Annotated in this window: 15 protein-coding genes; 11 read left to right on the forward strand and 4 right to left on the reverse strand. The window is 43.2% G+C overall.

Annotated features, from left to right (window positions below):
- The first annotated feature begins 214 nt into the window (after nt 1-214).
- The 6 genes from DLM75_RS20745 to DLM75_RS20770 all read left to right on the forward strand — a co-directional run bounded on the left by DLM75_RS20745 (nt 215) and on the right by DLM75_RS20770 (nt 7,091).
- Entirely contained in the window at nt 215-2,032 is a 1,818-nt protein-coding gene (locus tag DLM75_RS20745) for an alginate export family protein (RefSeq protein ID WP_118970411.1), read from the forward strand.
- Nucleotides 2,033-2,060: 28 nt separating this feature from the next.
- Nucleotides 2,061-3,065: a sulfate ABC transporter substrate-binding protein gene (locus tag DLM75_RS20750; RefSeq protein ID WP_118970412.1), complete on the forward strand. Its 1,005-nt coding sequence runs from the start codon at nt 2,061-2,063 to the stop codon at nt 3,063-3,065.
- A gap of 234 nt (nt 3,066-3,299) precedes the next feature.
- On the forward strand, nt 3,300-4,310 hold the full coding sequence (locus DLM75_RS20755; RefSeq protein ID WP_118970413.1) for a sulfate ABC transporter substrate-binding protein: 1,011 nt from the start codon (nt 3,300-3,302) through the stop codon (nt 4,308-4,310).
- A gap of 35 nt (nt 4,311-4,345) precedes the next feature.
- Nucleotides 4,346-5,182, forward strand: coding sequence for a sulfate ABC transporter permease subunit CysT (cysT, locus tag DLM75_RS20760; RefSeq protein WP_167731796.1), 837 nt, complete (start codon nt 4,346-4,348; stop codon nt 5,180-5,182).
- Complete coding sequence (gene cysW, locus DLM75_RS20765) at nt 5,179-6,018, forward strand: sulfate ABC transporter permease subunit CysW (RefSeq protein ID WP_118970414.1); 840 nt, start codon at nt 5,179-5,181, stop codon at nt 6,016-6,018. The genes cysT and cysW overlap by 4 nt, the downstream gene beginning before the upstream one ends.
- Before the next feature lie 2 nt (nt 6,019-6,020).
- Nucleotides 6,021-7,091: a sulfate/molybdate ABC transporter ATP-binding protein gene (locus tag DLM75_RS20770; RefSeq protein WP_118970415.1), complete on the forward strand. Its 1,071-nt coding sequence runs from the start codon at nt 6,021-6,023 to the stop codon at nt 7,089-7,091.
- Nucleotides 7,092-7,275: 184 nt separating this feature from the next.
- On the opposite strand, the gene DLM75_RS20775 is transcribed toward DLM75_RS20770, so the two are convergent.
- The 4 genes from DLM75_RS20775 to DLM75_RS20790 all read right to left on the reverse strand — a co-directional run bounded on the left by DLM75_RS20775 (nt 7,276) and on the right by DLM75_RS20790 (nt 11,055).
- A complete protein-coding gene (locus tag DLM75_RS20775) occupies nt 7,276-7,989 on the reverse strand; it encodes an ABC transporter ATP-binding protein (RefSeq protein WP_118970416.1) in 714 nt (237 codons plus the stop codon).
- A 106-nt stretch (nt 7,990-8,095) separates the two neighbouring features.
- The gene (gene modA, locus DLM75_RS20780) at nt 8,096-8,878 is read right to left on the reverse strand and encodes a molybdate ABC transporter substrate-binding protein (protein WP_118970417.1); all 783 of its coding nucleotides are present in this window, start codon (nt 8,876-8,878) and stop codon (nt 8,096-8,098) included.
- A gap of 19 nt (nt 8,879-8,897) precedes the next feature.
- Nucleotides 8,898-9,578, reverse strand: coding sequence for a molybdate ABC transporter permease subunit (gene modB, locus DLM75_RS20785; protein WP_118970418.1), 681 nt, complete (start codon nt 9,576-9,578; stop codon nt 8,898-8,900).
- Between the two features lie 64 nt (nt 9,579-9,642).
- The gene (locus tag DLM75_RS20790) at nt 9,643-11,055 is read right to left on the reverse strand and encodes an OmpP1/FadL family transporter (RefSeq protein ID WP_118970419.1); all 1,413 of its coding nucleotides are present in this window, start codon (nt 11,053-11,055) and stop codon (nt 9,643-9,645) included.
- Nucleotides 11,056-11,152: 97 nt separating this feature from the next.
- On the opposite strand from DLM75_RS20790, the gene DLM75_RS20795 reads away from it, so the two are divergent.
- From DLM75_RS20795 to DLM75_RS20815, 5 genes are all read left to right on the forward strand, one after another.
- Entirely contained in the window at nt 11,153-12,271 is a 1,119-nt protein-coding gene (locus DLM75_RS20795; RefSeq protein WP_118970420.1) for an oxygenase MpaB family protein, read from the forward strand.
- 5 nt (nt 12,272-12,276) lie between these two features.
- Complete coding sequence (locus tag DLM75_RS20800) at nt 12,277-12,942, forward strand: transmembrane-type terpene cyclase (RefSeq protein WP_118970421.1); 666 nt, start codon at nt 12,277-12,279, stop codon at nt 12,940-12,942.
- Between the two features lie 3 nt (nt 12,943-12,945).
- On the forward strand, nt 12,946-18,237 hold the full coding sequence (locus DLM75_RS20805) for a trifunctional serine/threonine-protein kinase/ATP-binding protein/SpoIIE family protein phosphatase (RefSeq protein ID WP_118970422.1): 5,292 nt from the start codon (nt 12,946-12,948) through the stop codon (nt 18,235-18,237).
- A gap of 164 nt (nt 18,238-18,401) precedes the next feature.
- Nucleotides 18,402-19,046, forward strand: coding sequence for a pyridoxamine 5'-phosphate oxidase (gene pdxH, locus DLM75_RS20810; protein WP_118970423.1), 645 nt, complete (start codon nt 18,402-18,404; stop codon nt 19,044-19,046).
- 168 nt (nt 19,047-19,214) lie between these two features.
- Nucleotides 19,215-20,141: a DUF4349 domain-containing protein gene (locus DLM75_RS20815; protein ID WP_118970424.1), complete on the forward strand. Its 927-nt coding sequence runs from the start codon at nt 19,215-19,217 to the stop codon at nt 20,139-20,141.
- The last annotated feature ends 42 nt before the right edge of the window (nt 20,142-20,183 follow it).

Below are 20,183 nucleotides of genomic sequence, written 5' to 3' on the forward strand. Positions count from 1 at the left end.
AAAGTGAGAGTTCCCACAAAGAACTTTCGTATTCCACTTGCATCCGTTTTATCCAGAAATCATCCTTTTTCCCAGAATTTTCACTCATAAAACAAACATTTTTGATTTTTTTGAATCAATATATCCAATATAACGAATTACTTGTTGACTATAGCAGGGGACCGGCCTTCCCTGGTTAAAAATTTCTCAAGGAGGGATTTGAGTGAAACATACGATGACTAAAATAATTACGGGAGTTTTTTTCATTTGTACTCTTACATTTGGCCTATTCTCTCAAGATACAAAAAAAACTAAACCTTCAGAATCCGCTCCAATTCTAAATTTGGATCCTCCGTCGGACGTGAAATACGAAGAACAACCGAACGACGGGAAAGGAATTCCTGAAATCCAACAAGAGCTCGCAAAAGAAGAACCGTACAAGAGCCCTTATAAGGGTAAACTACCCGGAGAATTTATGAAATCGATGCTCCTTTCTCCGGAACACCAGGACGCGGTTCGAAAGGTCGATCGCCTCTGGTTCGGTGATATCTTTCGTGTAGGCTTTCAGGTTCGTCCTCGTTTTGATTACAGCCACAACGCGGATTTTGATAAGCGAACTCAGGACGATCGTAATTTTGCGACGCAGAATTCTCAGGTTTCGTTTATCATCGATCCGAGCCCTTACGTCGCGGCAAAGGTGACGATTCAGGACGTTCGCGTTTTCGGGGGAGAACAATCGCGTAAAGACGGGCAGTTAGGTTATCTCGGTCTTTCGAACTCGGCCGGAGTGGAATTGAGCTCCGCTCCCACTGCAACCAACTCCGTAAGCGTTAAAAATAACACGGACCTCAGAGAAGGATTCATTCAACTGAAAAACTTCGCGGAAGGATTCGAAGTTTACATCGGAAGACAGATCTTCGGCTTCGGTGACAACAGATATATCGGAGGAAGAAACGACGGTCAAACGGGTAACTCCTTCGACGGCGCGAGGGTAAAATACAATTCCAAATATTTCAACTCGGAAGCATTTACTTCCATCATCGCGGAAGACTCGAACGCGGGAAGCGGTAACAATACTGCGAACGGCGTCAAAAGAGGAACCGTCAATGATACGTATCTTTCCGGTTTATACAACACACTAAAGTTTGAAGACTTTCTCGTGGATTTCTACTACTTCAATATCGATAAAAAATGGGAACAAGGTGCCACTCCCACTTCCAGTTTGGATAGAACCAGACAAAGAGACGATCTGAATACTGTCGGATTTCGTTTAACAAACAGAACCGATAGCAACCGATTACCGAAAACAAAATCTTGGGATTGGACCTTGGAAGGTTCGTGGCAATACGGCTTCAACGGACAAAGAGTGAATGCAGGTTGGGATCCACTCAAACAAACCGTCGACGGTAAAACGAATTCTGCGAGAATTTATACCGAGAACGTCCAATACGACGCAAAGTATTTTATCGCTCAGACCGGTTATACTTTTTTTGATCGTTTCCGAGTCGGGATTCAATATTCGATCGCCTCCGGAGATCCGAACAGAACGGACAATAAGGTTGCGACCTATGATGCATCCTTTGCGACAAGATCCGGCGGTTTTCCCTACTTCGATTCCGGAAACGGGATCGTAAACGCGACCTTCTGGTCGAACACCCGAACCAAATCGATTCACTTGATGTATAACTCCGCGAACTACGGAAGATTTATCTTCGTCGCCTACGACGTTCAAAAAGCCTCCGAAAACGACGCGTGGTATTCTTCCGGTGGATCGCCTAACACGGGGCTTACGACTGAAAACGCTACGGGTTCGGCGTTCGGCGGTTATAAACTGGGAGAAAGAGGAGGCAAACGCCTTTTCTACGAGTTCGACGTTATCTATCAATACTATCTCAAAGATTACGTCTCGATCTGGACAGGAGGTTCTTATCTGCTTGCGGGTGATTCGGTTCGAAACGCAAGAGTGAACCCATGGGCGGCGAACGTAAACGATCGATACACTCTGGACGGAAAGTCATACAGCTTCTTTCTCTTTGTCCAATTCGCAATGTAATTCAAAATTAGATGTTAGGAATAAAACGATGAAAACAAAAATTTTTAAAATCGCGGCGGTCACATTCTTCTGGACCATCGGGAACATGAATCTCTCGGCAAAAGACGTAACTCTACTCAACGTTTCGTACGATCCGACCAGGGAGTTATACGCTGAGTATAACAAACTGTTCGCCAATTACTGGAAATCGAAAACCGGAGACGACGTTCGTATCAATCAATCACACGGCGGAAGCGGAAAACAAGCAAGATCCGTAATCGACGGACTCGAAGCGGATATCGTGACCCTGGCACTCGCGTATGATATCGATATCATTGCTTCCAAAGGTCTGATCGCGAGAGACTGGCTGAAGAGCCTTCCCAATAATAGCACACCTTATACTTCCACGATCGTCTTCGTGGTCCGAAAAGGAAATCCGAAGAATATCAAAGATTGGGATGATCTCGTTAAACCGAAGGTCGGAGTGATCACTCCGAATCCGAAAACGAGCGGTGGTGCGAGATGGAATTATCTTGCGGCTTGGGCTTTCGCTCAGAAAAAATTCAACAACGACAATGCTAAGGTTCAGGACTTTATAAAAACGTTATTTAAGAATGTTCCGGTATTGGATTCAGGCGCCCGTGGCTCAAGTAATACCTTCGCACAAAACGGAATCGGCGACGTGTTGATCGCATGGGAAAACGAATCCTTTTTGATCTTGGAAGAATTTGGAAAGGATAAATACGAAGTAGTGTTTCCCTCCTTAAGCATTCTCGCGGAACCTCCCGTTGCGATCGTAGAAAAGAACGCGGAGAAACACGGAACCTTGGAAACGGCAAAAGCGTATTTGAAATCTCTCTACTCCGAAGCCGCTCAAGAAATCATTGCAAAACACGGATATCGCCCGAGAAGCCCTGCCGTATTAAAAAAATACGAATCCAAATTTCCAAAATTGGATTTGATCACGGTGGAAGGACATTTCGGCGGATGGCATAAAGCTCAAAAAGATCATTTTGCCGATGGAGCCTCCTTCGATCAGCTCTACGTAAAATAATCGCGCCATTCTTAAGATGAACTCAGTTTATAAATTGAGTTCATCTTCTTTGGTTCGAATCGCTCTTTCGTATTTTGAAAGGAAGCAATCCGGAAAAAGCTCGAGCGGCAAAAAGTCCAAAGAGAATACAAAATTCTTTACTTCCAAGCGAGCTTTATATTTATTGGATCCAAATATCTAATTTATTAGATATTTGTTCACTTTGTTGTAGAAAATAGTCCAGGAACGATCGGAATGAACTCAATATTCGCCAAACTCACCTTAATCCTAATTCTTCTGTTTACGGGTTCTTTTCCCCTCTTTTCCCAGACAAAACTTTTGAATGTTTCCTACGATCCGACTCGCGAACTTTATGCTCAAATCAATAAACTCTTTATCGCTCATTGGAAAAAACAAACCGGAGAAGAATTGATCATCAATCAATCGCACGGGGGAAGCGGAAAACAAGCCAGAGCCGTGATCGACGGACTCGAAGCCGACGTTGTCACTCTCGCACTCGCCCAGGATATCGAAGCGATCGCGGAAAAATCAAAACTTCTTTCCACTGAATGGGAGAATCTTCTCCCCCACCAAAGTTCTCCTTACACTTCCGCAATCGTTCTCCTCGTAAGAAAAGGAAATCCGAAAGGAATCAAAGATTGGGACGATTTGATAAAACCGGGAATCGGAGTCGTGACTCCAAATCCGAAAACCGGAGGCGGCGCGAGATGGAACTACCTTGCGGCTTGGGGTTTTGCCAAGGGAAAATACGGCTCGGAAGAAAAGGCAAAGGAATTCGTTAAAAATCTCTATAAGAATGTTCTTGTATTGGATTCGGGAGCGAGAGGTTCTCTGACCACATTTGTTCAAAGAGGAATCGGAGACGTTTTGATCTCCTGGGAAAACGAAGCGCATCTCGCACTCAAAGAAACGGCAAACCAACCGAACTCTCAAGTGGAAATCGTCTTTCCCTCGGTGAGCATTCTCGCCGAACCGTCCGTAGCCGTCGTCACGAAGAACGCCGAAAAACACGGAACCCTCAAAGTATCCGAGAGTTATCTAAAATTCTTATACACTCCCGAAGGACAAGAGATCATCGCAAAAAACTACTATCGCCCTACGGACTCGAAGATTTTGACGAAGTATAAAAACATATTCAAAAATTTGAAACTGTTTACGATCAGAGACGTCGAAGGCTCTTGGAAAAAAGCCCAAGAAAAACATTTCGCAGAAGGCGGAATTTTCGATCAGGTTTACTCGAAATAAATTCAAACAAAAGTCGCAAAAGAGAAAACGAAAAAGTGTCCATCCTGAACGTTAGAACCAAACCCTATGGAAAGTCCGCCTTTGGAATCAGCCTAGGACTTACCGTAACCTACTTGAGTTTGTTAGTCATTATTCCGTTAGGCGCCCTCTTTCTAAAAAGTACGGGAATCGGTTGGAGCGGTTTTTGGAAACTTCTTACAAACGAAAGAATTTTATCCGCACTTTACTTGAGTTTTGGCGCGGGAGCGATCGCGGCCTTCGTAAATTTATTCCTCGGATTTCTATTTGCTTGGGTTTTAGTTCGATACGAGTTTCCCGGAAAGTCGCTTTTGGATTCATTAGTCGACCTTCCTTTTACTTTGCCGACTGCGGTAGCGGGAATCGCGTTAACCACCATTTACACGAAGAATGGAATCATAGGAAAACTCCTGGATCCATACGGAATCAAAATTGCATATACTCCGATTGGAATCGTGATCGCGCTCATATTTATCGGCTTCCCCTTTGTGGTAAGAACGGTTCAACCGGTCTTGGAAGAATTTCCAAAGGAATTGGAAGAATCCGCTTATTGCCTCGGTGCAAATCGCTGGCAAATTTTTAGAAGAATCATCTTTCCGGAACTCATTCCTCCTTTGGTGACCGGCGCCGCGATGGCGTTTGCAAGAGGAATCGGAGAATACGGGTCCGTCGTTTTTATTTCCGGAAATCTTCCCGGTAAAACGGAGATTCTTCCTTTATTGATCGTCACCAAACTCGAACAATACGAATACGAGGAAGCGACGGGAATCGCATTCATTATGCTGGTGATCTCTTTTAGTATATTATTAGGTATTAATATTCTTCAGACGATATCCGCAAGGAGAAAGGGATGAGACAGGAATCCTTATTGGCTCGTAGCATTCTGATCGGCTTGGTTTTTATATTCACCGGTTTGATTCTTTTACTTCCTATTTACACAGTGTTTCACGAAGCATTTTCAAAGGGACTCGCCGCGTATTTGGAAGGAATCCAAGAACCCGATACGATCTCCGCTTTTAAACTCACACTACTCGTAGTCGCGATCGCGGTTCCTTTGAATACGGTCTTCGGAATCGTTTCCTCTTTCGCGGTGACGAGATTCGATTTTCCTGGGAAGAGTTGGTTATTGACGATCATCGACTCGCCGTTTTCCGTTTCACCGGTTATCTCCGGTCTGATTTTTATTCTTCTTTTTGGAAGACAAGGATGGTTCGGACCTTGGCTTGAAAAAATGGATCTCAAGATCGTTTTCAATACTCCCGGGCTCGTACTGGCGACGGTATTCATCACACTTCCTTTCGTGACAAGGGAACTGATCCCGATCCTTGAGTCACAAGGAGTAGAAGAGGAAGAAGCGGGACTCTTACTCGGCGCTTCCACTCTCAAGGTCTTTTTTAAAATCGTAGTTCCTGGAATCAAATACGGGTTGTTATACGGAATCATCCTTTGTAACGCGAGAGCAATGGGAGAATTCGGAGCCGTCTCCGTTCTTTCCGGTCATATCAGAGGACAAACGAACACCTTACCCTTGCAGATCGAAGTTCTTTACAACGAATATAACTCGGTCGCCGCCTTTTCCGCCGCGTCCTTACTTGTGTTTTTATCCTTAATTACGCTCGTAGCAAAACAAATCTTGGAAAGAAAAATCAAGGTCACAAAAAAAGAAGCACTGCTCCAAGAGGAGGCATAATGATGGGAATCGAAGTTAAGAATATCGTTAAACGATTCGGAAATTTTACCGCCATAGACAATTTATCCTTGGATGTTCCTTCCGGAGAATTGGTCGCACTTTTAGGACCTTCCGGTTCCGGTAAAACAACTCTTTTAAGAATCATCGCGGGATTGGAAGACGCCGATTCGGGAGAAGTAATCTTCGAAGGAAAGGAAGTCGGGAAAAAGAACGCGAAGGACAGAGGAGTCGGTTTCGTTTTTCAACACTATGCCCTCTTTCGCCATATGACGATTTTTGAAAATATCGCTTTTGGTCTCGAGGTCAGAAAACGATCGGAAAGACCGAGCAAAGAAACGATCAGAGAAAAGGTGATGAGCCTTTTGAAACTCGTTCAATTGGAGAATTTTCACAACCGTTATCCGGCCGAATTGTCCGGAGGACAAAGGCAAAGGATTGCACTCGCAAGAGCTCTCGCGATCGAGCCTCGTTTTTTGCTGTTAGACGAACCGTTCGGTGCGCTGGACGCAAAAGTAAGAAAGGAACTCAGAAGTTGGCTCAGACGTCTTCATGATGAGATCCACATCACGAGTGTGTTTGTAACTCACGATCAGGAAGAGGCGCTTGAAGTTTCGGATAAGGTCGTCATTTTACGTTCCGGAAAGATCGAACAAGTGGGAACTCCGGACGAAGTCTACAATCATCCGAAAAACTCCTTCGTATTTCACTTCCTGGGAGACGTGAATCTTTTCCATGGAAGAGTCCAAGGCGGGCAAACACAATTAGGCGAGATCAAAGTAGACGCTCCCGAACACGCGGAAGTGGAAAACGCGAACGCCGTCGGTTATGTGCGTCCGTATGACGTAGAAATTTTAAGAGAGCCGATTCCGGCACAAACGATTCCGGCCGAGATTCAATACATTCATTCGACGGGAAGAATCGTAAAAGTCGATCTCAAACGTTTGGATACGGGTGCAATCCTGGAATCTCAGCTCAACTCGACCGAGTTTCAAAATCTTAACTTACTTCCGGGAGAAACGGTTCATATTCGTTTTAGAAAGATCAAGGTTTACGTAGAAGATTATACGATCTAAAACGCAGGCGAACGTTCCCTATTTCCGTTGCCGCAATGCCTTTCCTGAGAAAATGTTTTTTATCAGGAGACAAAGCGAACGTATCATTCGGGGCGATTCTCCATAACCCGGAGAACGTGGAAGATTGTGAAAGAAATGAATCACGTTCCAAATTCCGATTTTGGATCATCGATGACTTCGATTCCTAAACTCTTTTTTTTCCTTTTATCGCTTTTTCTCTCAAAGAATTCGTTTTTTTGAATATAGAACCGTTTTCCATGGTCAGCATTTCTCCGGAAAAAAAGGAGGCGTCATTGCGATCGTGAGAAACGATCAAGACCGGGATTTGATGGATTTTTTGGATTACCTTCAATTCCTTTCTCATCCTATCTTTCAACTCGGAATTGAGGGCGGCAAAGGGTTCGTCCAAAAGAAGAATGTCAGGTCGTTTTACGAGCGCCCTCGCCAAGGCCACCCTTTGTTTTTGTCCACCGGAAAGATTTTTGGGATAACTTTCCGATAGATTTCGTATTTCAAATAATTCTAATATTTCCTCGATTCTTTTTTGATCGTCTTGCTTCAAACGACCCGGAAAACCGTTTTTTAACGGGAATTCTATATTCTTTCTTACCGAAAGGTGAGGAAAAAGAGAATAACCTTGGGGAAGATAACCTATCTTTCGTTTTTGCGCAGGGAGATCCACTTTCGTACCAGCGTCGAAAAATACGTCTTTGTGAAACGAAATTCTTCCGAGATCCGGACGAATCAAACCAGCAATCGTCTTGAGAGTCAAAGTTTTACCCGCACCGGAAGGACCGTAGATCAATAGAAAATCCCTTTCAAAAGAGAAATTCAGATCGAGAAAGAACGTCCTTGTTCCATCACGTAACGTTTTTTGAATCTTTATTTCGAGGGACATTCCGATTTATATATCCGTGTGTTTTGATCGCGTTCCGGTTTTTTCGGGGCGCTTTCATTCGTTTTCGAGTTAAGGATCTTCTATGATTCCTTTCAAAGCGAATTCCTTATTTCGAAAGAGATTCGTGGTTGGATCCAATTCTTTCAAAGTGGAATTTTTCAAAGATCGTTCGTGCTTCCGGTGAGGATAGGAACTCCAAAAAAAGTTGGGATTCCTTCGGCGATGTCGTTTTAGAAACGATAACGATCGGATAGAGAATCGACTTTGTCTTTAGATCTTCGATCGCAATCCGAACTTTGTCTTTCATCAACATCGCGTCGGTCTTATATACAAAGCCCGCGTCCACCTCGCCTCTCGCGACGTAGTCCAATACCTGCCTAACGTTCTCGCCCGGTATGAATTTATTCTCCAGAACTTGATAGATTCCTTCTTTTTCCAGAACTTCCTTAGCATATCGACCCGCCGGCACCGTAGAAGAATTTCCAATCGCAATTCTTTGAATCGAATCTTCTTTGAGTTGAGAAAGGTTTCGAATTTTCGAGAGTCCGTCAGAGGGAACGATGAGAACCAATTTATTTTTCATAAAATTCTTCCGAGATTTCGGATCAAAAAGCTCCTTCTCCAACCCTCTTTCCACGGTCTCCTGATCGGCAGATGCAAAAATATCGGCGGGCGCACCGTTCTCAATTTGTTGAAGCAGAACACCCGAGCCTGCAAAATTAAAAACCACTTTCACCGAATACTTCTTATCAAACTCTTTACCGATTTCCGTAAATGCTTGCGTCAGACTGGAAGCCGCGGATATGATGAGTTGTTTTTTCTCTTCTCCAAAAACGGGAGAAAAGAAGAAAAAGACCGAAAACAAAAAAATGAATCTAATTTTACGCATATTCTTTTTTATTAATATACTACCAATGGGATTTTTTGAAAAGTTTTGTAGAAACGGTTAAAATCAAAACGGAAAGAATCGAAGTCAAAACGACGAGATTGAACGCGAGGGCATCGTTTCCGGATTGTACGGCGTCGTAGATCGCCAGGGAAAGGGTCTGCGTCCTTTCCGGAATATTGCCGGCGATCATCAGCGTCGCACCGAATTCTCCCATTCCTCTTGCGTAGGCAAGCATCGCTCCGGCAAGAATTCCCCTCCAAGAAAGAGGAAGAAGAATTTCCCAGAAGATCGTAAAATTCCCTTTACCCAAAGTTTTCGCAGTGTCCTCCATATCGGAATCCACTTCTTCTAAAGCGGCTTTCGCCGAACGATAAACCAAAGGAAAGGAAACTAAAATCGAGGCGATCACTGCCCCGGACCAATGAAACAAAACGCTAAAGTGAAATAAATCGGAAAGAAGAGATCCAATGAATCCGTTTCTTCCCAGAAGAATCAATAGATAGTATCCGAGAACGGTGGGTGGTAAAACGAGCGGAAGTGTAAGAATGGAATCCACCAACTCTTTTCCGAAAAATTTTGTTTTAAACAAAGTGTACGCGCAAAACACTCCGAAGACGGTCGCAATCAATGTGGAAAGAGCACTTACGCTTAATGTCAATAAAACCGGATATCGAATCGTTTCCCAATCAAGCGATGCCATTGACGGATAGAAAACTCTTTTCCTCTTACCAAGTCAACAAGAGAAGAAGGAACAAAAATCCTTCTCATTGAAATCGATACGAAGCTCCGAACAAAAGGGCCGGAACATCGGACTGCAAAGATTGTGTATAATTCAAAACGCGGATGTCGTTCGCATTAAACACCGAATGCAAAACCGCCCAATCGTTTCCTTGAGAAGCTTCGATCTTTCTGGAAAAGAGATAGTTCACCGCAAAATCGAAACTCCAGTTTCCGGAGAGAAAACTGATTCCGAGAGTCGCTAGTTGCTGAACCATGATTCCCGCTTGTAAAGCGCTCATCCCTTCGGATCGAACCACTCCCGTATTGTAACGATAACCGGATCGATACGCAAAAGAATCGGTCTTATATTCCACGCCGATCGCTCCGGCCCAAGAGTCGTGATAAGCGATGTTTTGCGAGATCGTATTCGTTTTTCCGAATGCGGTAGGAAACCAAGAATCTTCCAAAGTTTGTTTGAAGGTTTGATTGTAAGAATTGTAGTTGTAATAGAGAAAATCGATTCCAACACGAAAGTTCTCACCGCCAAAAGAAAATCCAACTCCGTGTTTTTCAGGAAGATTGAAGGTGGCGGAAACACCGGTCCTTCTATAGTTGTTTGCATCTCCGATACCGATTTGCATCCCACCGTCGAGTGGAAGAATATTCCGAGCTTGGTAAGAATAAGCTACCTTAAACCAATCAGTGAATGCATAGGTAAGTCCGAAGATCGCTCCCATCGAATAGGCGTTTCTGCTTCGATAATCGAAACCTTGTCCGGGCACTTCCACTGTGTGTGTAATATCGTAAAATCGTTGATAGGCGATCTGTTTGGAATAGATCGCCTCTATTCCGAGTCCCACGGATAAATTTCCGAATTGATATGCCAACGCGTTGGTCATCTTCACGACGTAGAATGTGGTAAGAAGGTCTTCTTTGATCTTCTTACTGTCCCCGATTGGTCCGGGAATATCGAGTCCGGACCAATCTCGAAACGATTGTCCGTTAGGCGTCACCCGAAGAATCCCGTCAACTTGTCCGTTTCCTCCTCCCGGAATGTATACTCCCACACCGTAATGCAAACGATTGGTGATCGGGACGTTCCATCCGAAATAAGGCAAAGGTGCAAGAATATTATAATTTTGAGAATTATTATAGGCGTAATCCGGATTTGGATCGACGAGTTGATCCTTATACGTGGAGCGAATATACGGAAGTCCGATTCCGAATTCCAGGCCGCCCTTTGGACTTTTTGTTAGATTCGCCGGATTGGTGGCGATATCCATAGGAGAACCGCCGATCGCGAGATTTACACCACCCATTCCCGCATAGCGCGTATTATGCGAAGGTTGGAATAAACCGACCCCAAACAGGGAAGAAAATCCCATCAGGAAAACGATACATACGAAAAGAAGGATTTTTGAATGTTTCCGGAAATCAATTTTTTTCGCTTTTTGCATTGGGTAACTCTTTATCATTTTAGAATTCTGGAAAGTTATTTTTCTTTTCACCCTTCCCGCTCTGTGGAAACTATGTGACTCAAATAAGGAAAGTTCAATGCAAAATTTTACAAAATACAGAACTATGACCGATCCTTACGCAGATCAGATCATAGAGGACTACTTTCGATCCGGAGAACAAGAAAAACTCAAAAGCTTAATGCTGTTCAATACGCTTACAAAAAACTTCGCCCCGCTCCCTTCCGAACTACCGGAGTATTTCAAAGATTACTTCGAGAGAACGAGTCGGTTACCGGAGTGGACCGACTGGAAAAAGATCGAAATTGCGGAAAGAATTTTCACTTCCTTTGGACCCCAGATTCTTATGATCCTTTGTTGTAAGTCCCTGCCTATGAGTTATACCTGCGGCAACGGGGCCGAAGTACTCGTTCATACCGGAAGATTGGTGGAACAGAACGGATCTACGGATAAGGTCTATCGTAGATTGATGGAAACGACTCAGTTCGTGGTTTCCGTCATGCAAGGAGGAGGTCTTTCTGCGCAAGGAGACGGAATCCTGGTCGCACAGAAAGTAAGACTCATGCACGCGTCCATTCGACATTTTATAAAACAATCGGGACAATGGAATTTAGAATGGGGAGAACCGATCAATCAAGAAGACATGGCTGGGACCTTACAAGCGTTTTCGAGTTTGATCGTAGAAGGATTGTCTTTCTCCGGAATCTCTCTTTCCTCCGATGAAAAGAATGCGTTCATTCATCTTTGGAGAGTTGTGGGACATATCTTAGGCGTTCTTCCGGAACTCTCTCCCGAAAAATATGAGGATGCCTATGCGATTGGCCTATCGATCTTTCAAGAACAGAGAAGATCTTCCGAAGGCGGGAAAATTCTTGCCAAATCGCTGTTAGATTTTATGGAATATATGCTACCTGGAAATTTATTGGACGGTGTTCCACTGTATTTTCTTCAGAGTTATCTAGGAAAGGAGAATTGTCTCGTTCTCGGATTACCTTGGGAAGAGAAGGAAATCTTAGGGGAGATTCTTGAAAAAATTATGTTAGATTTTGATAAGACTCTGAGCAAAAACGATCATTTTCAAAAACTTGTTTCCCATTTTTCATCCAAACTTATCCTCGGGATGGATCATTTTTACTATAAAGGTAAAAAGGCAAAATTCGAAATTCCCCCTTCTCTGAAGGGAAACTGGGGAGTATAACGATTATGGAATTCTGGCAAAAAATAATTACCGACCCGGCTTATCTTGGAAAATTCACTCCTCTCGAAAATTTCTTTCTATTTTTAGGAGTGATTCTTTGGGCATATGTTTACTACGCCTTGATCGCCGACTCTAATCGAAAACAATTTATAGAAATGCCGGTCTTTATCGCCTGCGGAAATATAATCTGGGAATTTCTTTGGGGATTCGTCATCCAAGAAGATATGGGAGTCCTTCTCAACTGGGGTTATAAGATCGCCTTTATTCTGGATATTTTTATCTTTATCAATGTGATCCGGTTCGGACAAAAACAATTTAAAATATCCATCAGTATATTAGAATATAGAATTTTACTCTTCGTATTATTGATCTCCTGGGGCGCCTTGATCTACACCTACTATATCAATCGATACGACCTATTTACTGGATCGAACTCGGCCTACATTCTCAATCTGTTTATCTCAGGATTGTATCCGGTGTTATTCTTGAGCATGGGGAATTCCAAATTGTTCTCCTATCCGATCGCCTGGTGTAAGTTTTTAGGAACCGTATTTTTCACCGTGTTTTTGTTTCTCTATTTTCCGAAGGAATACTTTGTTCTTTGTCTGGGCGTATTGGTTTTTATCGCGGACGCATATTACGTTTATCTATTTTCCAAACGAAGAACGTAAGAAATGTCTTTTCGCACGGAATCGAAGTCTTCATCTTTCCGGATACGGGAATTGTTACTGGAAGACCATGTTTCCACCGTTTATCGAGGCGTTCTGGAGGAAGAATCCGAAACAAAAATCCTCCGGATTCAGAAGGAAAGAATTCGGGAAGAAGATTCGTTCTACTTTCTGAACGAATACGAAATCGGAAAATTAGTCGATAACGAACAGATTCTGAAACCGCAAAGGCTTCTAAGAATCCAGGACAAGTTTTGCCTTGTCTATGAAAATATCGAATCTTCCTTGTTAGGTGAACATCTCAAAAAGGTGGACTTTCTTCCGATTCAAGAGTTTCTTCAGATCGCACATTCGATCACTGAAAATCTAATCGCGCTTCATTCGAAGGGAATTCTCCACAATCAGATCAGCCCGAATTCCTTTTTTTACGATCCGGATTCTGGAAAATCAAAACTCGCCTGGCTCGGTTCTTCCTCGCTTCTCATCGGAGAAAAAGGAACGCTCGCGCCTCTTCAAATCTCTCCTACGTTACTCGCTTATTGTTCTCCGGAACGAACGGGAAGGATGAATCGGACCGTAGACTTTCGTTCGGACGGATATTCCTTAGGGGCACTTTTTTATCAGATGCTCGTAGGCCAACCTCCGTTCGAGTCAAACGATCCTCTCGAGATCATCCATTCTCATATAGCGAGAATGCCCGTTCCATTGCATAAACGAAAAAAGGAAATTCCGATTCAGATTTCGAATCTTGTTATGAAACTTCTTTCGAAAATGCCTGAAGAACGATACTTCGCTCTAGAAACGCTGTCCAACGATCTCAAAATATTATTCGACTCGATCCGTTCCGGTCAGAGCATCCTGGAATTTTTCCCGGCATCAACGGAAAAGAAGGATAAATTCCGAATCACCGAAAAATTATACGGAAGAGACAAAGAAAAAAAAATCATCGAAGATTCGATCGCATCGATCTACGCAGGCGTAAGAGCGTCGATTCTCATCAAAGGAAAATCCGGAACCGGAAAAACCTCCCTTGTGATGGACTCTATTTTTTCGACGGAATTCAATGCGTTGAGAATTTTCAAAGGAAAGTTCGACGAGGATAAAAAGGAAATCCCCTATTACGCACTCAGACAAATCCTTGTGGAACTTTCCAATCATCTCCTGACTCGGTCCGAATATGAAATCCAAAGTTTAAGAGCGGCCATGAGGGAAACGCTTGGAGAGAACATACATCTCCTCGTCCAACTCATCCCCGAAATTAGGAGCTTAATCGGGATCACACCGGAGCCTACGGAGATTCCGAGCCAAAAGGACGATCAATTCCTATTTATCGTGATTCTTCGATTTCTTTCGATTTGTTTTAATCGAAGAAGTCCCGCATTACTCGTGTTAGATGATATTCAATGGGCCGATCCGGCTTCCATTGCGCTGATCGAATTCTTCTCGAGACAAACGGATTGGGAGGGAATACTTTTCGTTTTTATCTGCAGAAACGAAGAGGAGAATTCGGAATTTCTCGATCAATTCAGGAACAAACTGCTCAGTTCTGAAATTTTGTTACAGGAGATTTCCTTAAAACCGCTCGATCGAAGGATGATTCAGAACTTCGTGTCCGATAGTTTAGATCTGAAGTCGGAAGACAACGAAAAGTTAACGGATATCCTTTATCAAAAGACGAACGGAAATCCATTCTTTCTCAATCAGTTTTTTTATACCTTGTATACGGAATCTTTTATTCAGTATGAGAAGGCCTCCGGCATCTGGAATTTGGATTGGGATCAAATCATAAAGAAAACGGTCACGGAAAATGTCCTAGATCTTCTCACAGATGAAATCAAAAGACTTCCCGAAGAAACTCAGAGATTCTTACAGGTCGCGGCTTGTATCGGAGGCCTTTTTGACCTAGGCACCCTCTCCCATTACTTTCAAAAGACGCCGGAAATTATCGAAAGCGGTATTCGAGAATGTATCAAACAAGGAATCATCATCTTTCAGGAATCCCAAGTTAGTCTGTATCCGATTCTTCAAATTTTAAAAAACGGAACCGAAGAAGAAAGAATGCAGGATTCTATATTTGAAGGAATCACATTCCGTTTTTCGCATGATAAGATCAATCAAGTGATCAGCGAATCGATCGCGTCCGAAGATCGGGCAGAAATCCATAAGAGTTTAGCGATGATTCTGATCGAGACGGATCGAAATTCTCCTAAACAGGAAAGGATTCCGGAAATAGCGAACCATTTGATTCGAGCTCAAAGACTCCTCGGAACAAAAGAGGAAATCGATCTTTTCATACGTTATATTCTTCTCGCCGGTAACGCGGCCAAACTTTCAGCGGCGTTTAACACCGCTTATTCGCTATTTTCGATTCTTAAAAAGAAAATCACGGAAGACTCCTGGGTAGATCGAAAAGAACAGGCCGTTCAAATCTATAAATCCCTCGCCGAATCCGCCTATTTCCTTTCCAAAACCTCCGAAGCGGAAAACGCCGTACAGGTTTTATTGGATCATCTCGACGATCGAATCGAAATCGCGGACGTTCGACTGATGCAATTGGAAGTCATGAACATCAAGAACGATTTGGAAGGCGCATACAAGGTCGGAATCAAGGCTCTTCAGTCCATGGGAGAAGCATTTCCGGAAAGACCTGGAATTGCGATTCTTCTTTTTGAATTTTTGAAGATGATCTTTTTTCAAAGAGGACGTAGTCCGGAAGTTTTAGAAAAAGCGAAGAAGAATCAAGATCCCTATAAGATCGAGGTGATCAACATTCTTACGAACATGTTGAATTATGGAAAACACTTCGATAGTAAACTTTTCGTTTTCTTATTTCTAAAACTGATGAACATCACTCTCAAAGAAGGAAACTCCTCCGTGAGTTTTTTCGGTTATGCCGGTTTCGGTTCGCTCGTATTCGCGATTACGGGTAACTTTCGGACTTCGCTTCGTTACTGGAAATTAGGAGAAAGAATTTTAGAGATATATCCTTCCGATCGTCTGAAAGGAAGATTTTTGTTCGGAAAGAACATGCTTCTCGATTATTTCCAGAATCCGTTTTCCAAACTTGTACCATTGGCGGAGGAGGCTTATCAAAAAAGTATCCAATACGGCGACTACCTCTGGGCGGCCTTCTCTTTAATCTCTCATTCGATCTATCAATTGTATCATTCCGAGAATTCGGAACGTTACCGCGAAGTCCTAATCAAAGATTCAAAACGAGGTGAGAACCTAAATTACGAAATTATCTACGTGGTACTCGCGAGTTCGGATTATTTTATTCGAAGTTTGGCCGAACCGGAAAAACCGAGCGTCATTTATAAGGATCAGGAAGTTTCCATCGAAACGTTCGAGAATCAGATTCTAATTCCTTGCGGAAACGGAACGGCCTTCGCTTGGTATGCTGTTTTACGGGGGAAAGAATCCTATCTTCACGGAGAATGGGAAGAAGGTCTGGGGACCTTTTCGAAATTCAAAGAGGATTTGGAACGTTCGAGAACGATCTTCATTTATTCCGAATATAGATTTTATCGGTCCTTACTTTTGATTCGTTCCTTTGAAAACGGAAAAAATATTTCCTGGCTCGATCGTTTATTTATAAGAGGGTCGGTTTCTCTTTTTCAAACCTGGGCCAAGGTTTATCCGATCAATTTTGTAACGAGATATTACATTCTAAAAGCGGAATATTCTAGATTTAAGGGTGATTTAAAGACAGCGGAATCATTTTATGAGAAGTCGGTTTCCTCCCTTTCCAAGTCCGAGAACGATCTAAGGAAAGCGATCATAAACGAACACGCCGGTTTCTGGGAAATTTCAAGAGGAAAAAAACAATACGGAAACTACCTCTTAAAGATCGCCCAAAAACAGTATCGTTATTGGGGCGCTTCGAGAAAAGCGGATCTGATTCAGAAAGACCTCGATCTTTTCGAAGACGAATCCGATTTTCTTTTGCATACCAGGGAAGAAGCCCTTCTCGATACGATTCTAAAATCCGCGGATAATCTGGATCTTAGGAGCGTTCTCAAATCCTCCCAATCCATTTCCGGAATCATAGAACAAGACGAACTCCTGAGAAAAATGATGAGGACCATCATGGAGAACGCAGGTGCGACACGCGGTTTTTTGATTCTTCCGAGACAAAACGGACTCTATGTTGAAACGGGACAGGACATAGAGGAATCGGAGAATGTCTTACCGGAACCCTTACCCTTGGATGCGGCCGGGGAACTTCTTCCGGTTGAACTCGTCTATTATTGTTATCGTTCCGGACAGAGGACTCTTTTAGGAAACGCTTCGAAAGAATCCTTGTATTCCCTTAATTCTTACATCTCTAAAAAACAACCCAAGTCTCTTCTTTGTCTTCCGATCACAAAACAGGGAAAAATTCTTAGCATATTGTATCTGGAGAATCGACTCACCTACGGGGTGTTTGACGAGCACAGATTGGAGATTCTTGAGATTCTTTCCTCACAGGCCGCTATTTCATTGGAGAATGCGAAACTTTATGAGGACATCACTCGACTGAATTCGGAACTGGAAAAAAAGGTGGAATCAAGAACCCAAGAGTTGATGCAATCCTTGAAAATCATTCGGAAGGATCTTCTGTATTCCAAAAAAATCCAAAGAAGTATTCTTCCGGAACATCCCGTGCTCGCAGGAATTCTTTATTCCGTTTCTTATCAACCGATGGACGAAGTGGGCGGAGACTTTTACGATCTTTTCGAACTCAAACCGGGTCTCTACCGTTTTTTCGTCGCGGACGCGACGGGGCATGGTGTTCAGGCCGCCTTGATCACGATGGCGATCAAGAGCGAGTATGAACATTTGAAAAAACTCCACAAGTCTCCCGCGGATCTTCTGAAAGACTTGAATTTTGTCATTTTAGAAAAGTTTAAAACACTCTATCTTACTTGTATCGTCGCCGATATCAACGTGAAGAATCATACTTTAGAATATTCTTCCGCGGGTCATCCGGCTCAAATCCTTTTGAGAGATGGGCAATTCGAATTGATGCACAAAACCGGCGCGATCTTAGGATTAAAAAAAGACTACGAGTATTATTCCGAAAAGATCAAGATCCGGACGGGAGATCGAATTTTTCTTTTTACGGACGGAATCTACGAACAATTCAACTCGATCAAAAACGAATACGGAGAAACGCGCTTTTTGCAATCGATCCGATCTTCCGATCTTTCCACGCCGGAAAACCAACTTGCGAGAATACAAAACGACCTAGACGAGTTCTTGCAAGGATCGGCGATCCAAGACGATCTTACTCTGATCATCATCGAAATTCTCTAATCGATAAGGAAAATCGAATCCTTTCGATTTCCGAGAGTAAGAAAGGCCGCTCTTAAAAAAGCGACATTCCTTAACGAACAGAGAAGAATTCGAGAAAAATGAAATTCCGAATTCTAATTTTTACTTTTACTTTTTGAGCGAATATACTTTTTGAAGTTAAGCCTATGACTTCAAAAATCGCGGACATTCGAAACAGCTACACCCTTTCTTCTTTGGACATCGTCGATACGGGGGACGATCCGATCGTATTCTTTCAAAAATGGTTTCAAGAAGCGGTCTTATCCGAGGTTTTCGAAGTCAATGCGATGACCTTAGCCACCGCGACCAAAGACGGAAGACCGGACGCAAGGACCGTCCTTTTAAAAGGAATCAGCGAAGATTCCTTTCTATTCTATACGAATTATGAAAGTAGAAAGGGAAAAGAGTTGGAAGAGAATCCGAGAGCCTGTCTCGTATTTTTTTGGTCCGAACTCGAACGTCAGATACGAATCGAAGGAAGCGTAAAAAAAGTATCGAGAGAAGAATCGGAAGAATACTTTCATTCGAGACCGAGGGAATCTCAGATCGGCGCGCATTCTTCGCCTCAGAGTCAGTTGATTCCGGATCGGAAATTTTTAGAGGAACGATTCCAAAGATTCACAACGCAATTCGAGGGAAAGGAAGTGGATCTTCCCGATCATTGGGGCGGTTATTCGGTAATCCCGGAAAGAATTGAATTCTGGCAGGGAAGAGCCAGCAGACTTCACGATCGAATCGTCTTTGAGAAGAATCCGGATTCTTCTTGGAGGAAGTTTAGAGTCGCCCCTTGAGCAACCATTTTTCCTTCTTTTAATTCGGATGTTTATACCTTTTTCACAATCGAGAAAGGACTTTCTAAATCCGACCTTTTAGAGTTGAAATGGAACCTTTTGCGAGAGAATTTCGGTCCTCTCGTATGTTAAAGAATTCGAAAGTATTTCTGATCCGGAGAAACAACCTTGAAAAAATCGATCCTATTCCTACTCGTCCTTTGTCTCTCAGTTCTCATTTCCTGCGGGAAAAAGAAAGATTCCAACGCGGAAGGAAGCGCGGTGGAAGCGGAAAAAACCGCGATGCGAAGCGCAGATGTATCCGGACAAGTCAGCGCGCCGATGCCCTCTTCGGGAGAATCGAAAAAAGTTTCGAACGAAAAATTGGAGGACCAATTCAAAGAGACGTTCGACAAAGCCGACGACCAACTGGGAAAAGTTTTCGCTCCGATCGGTGGGACAACCAGCGAGAGGCTTCTCGAATACAACATTCAACTTTCGTACGAATGTAAGGATCTGATAAAGACAAGAAAGGAACTTTTAGATTACATCGCGAAATACGGCTACTTGGAAAGTAGTTCCGCGAGCAATTCGAGATCTCCGTACATGAGTGTAAGGATGCACGTCCGTTCCGCGAAGTTATACGAAGCACTCTTAGAACTTGATAAGCTTGGAGCTTTGCTCTCGGAAGATATTTCCACGATCGATCATACGGAAGGAATGGTTTGGCAAAAACGGAAGACGACTCGAGAAAAACTCCGTCTTTCGAGAAGAAACAACGCCAATCAACAAATCGGGGCTGGTTCAAAAAACTGGGAGGTCATTGAAGAATCGATCGAGAGAAGCGAAGACGAACTCGATCTTGCGGAACAGGAGACTTGGAAAATCAAGGACCGAGTGAGTTGGGCGACGATCGCCGTGACTTTCGGGACGCCCATTCCTCCCGATGCAATTCAAGTTCCCGAGTATAGAAACGCTTTGGTTGGAATCTTGAACGCGTTTTTACAACTGAGCTATTATTTGTTGTGGTGGACCCCCTTTCTGATTCTGGGAAGCTTTTTGGTTTATTTTGGTGGGATCGTGTATCAGAAATTCAGAAATAAGATCAAGGGTTAGCTCAGTTAAGGAAGAATTTTTAAAATCGGCAAATTAAAGGCC

Source organism: Leptospira stimsonii, from assembly GCF_003545885.1.
In the GTDB taxonomy this organism is placed as follows: domain Bacteria; phylum Spirochaetota; class Leptospiria; order Leptospirales; family Leptospiraceae; genus Leptospira; species Leptospira stimsonii.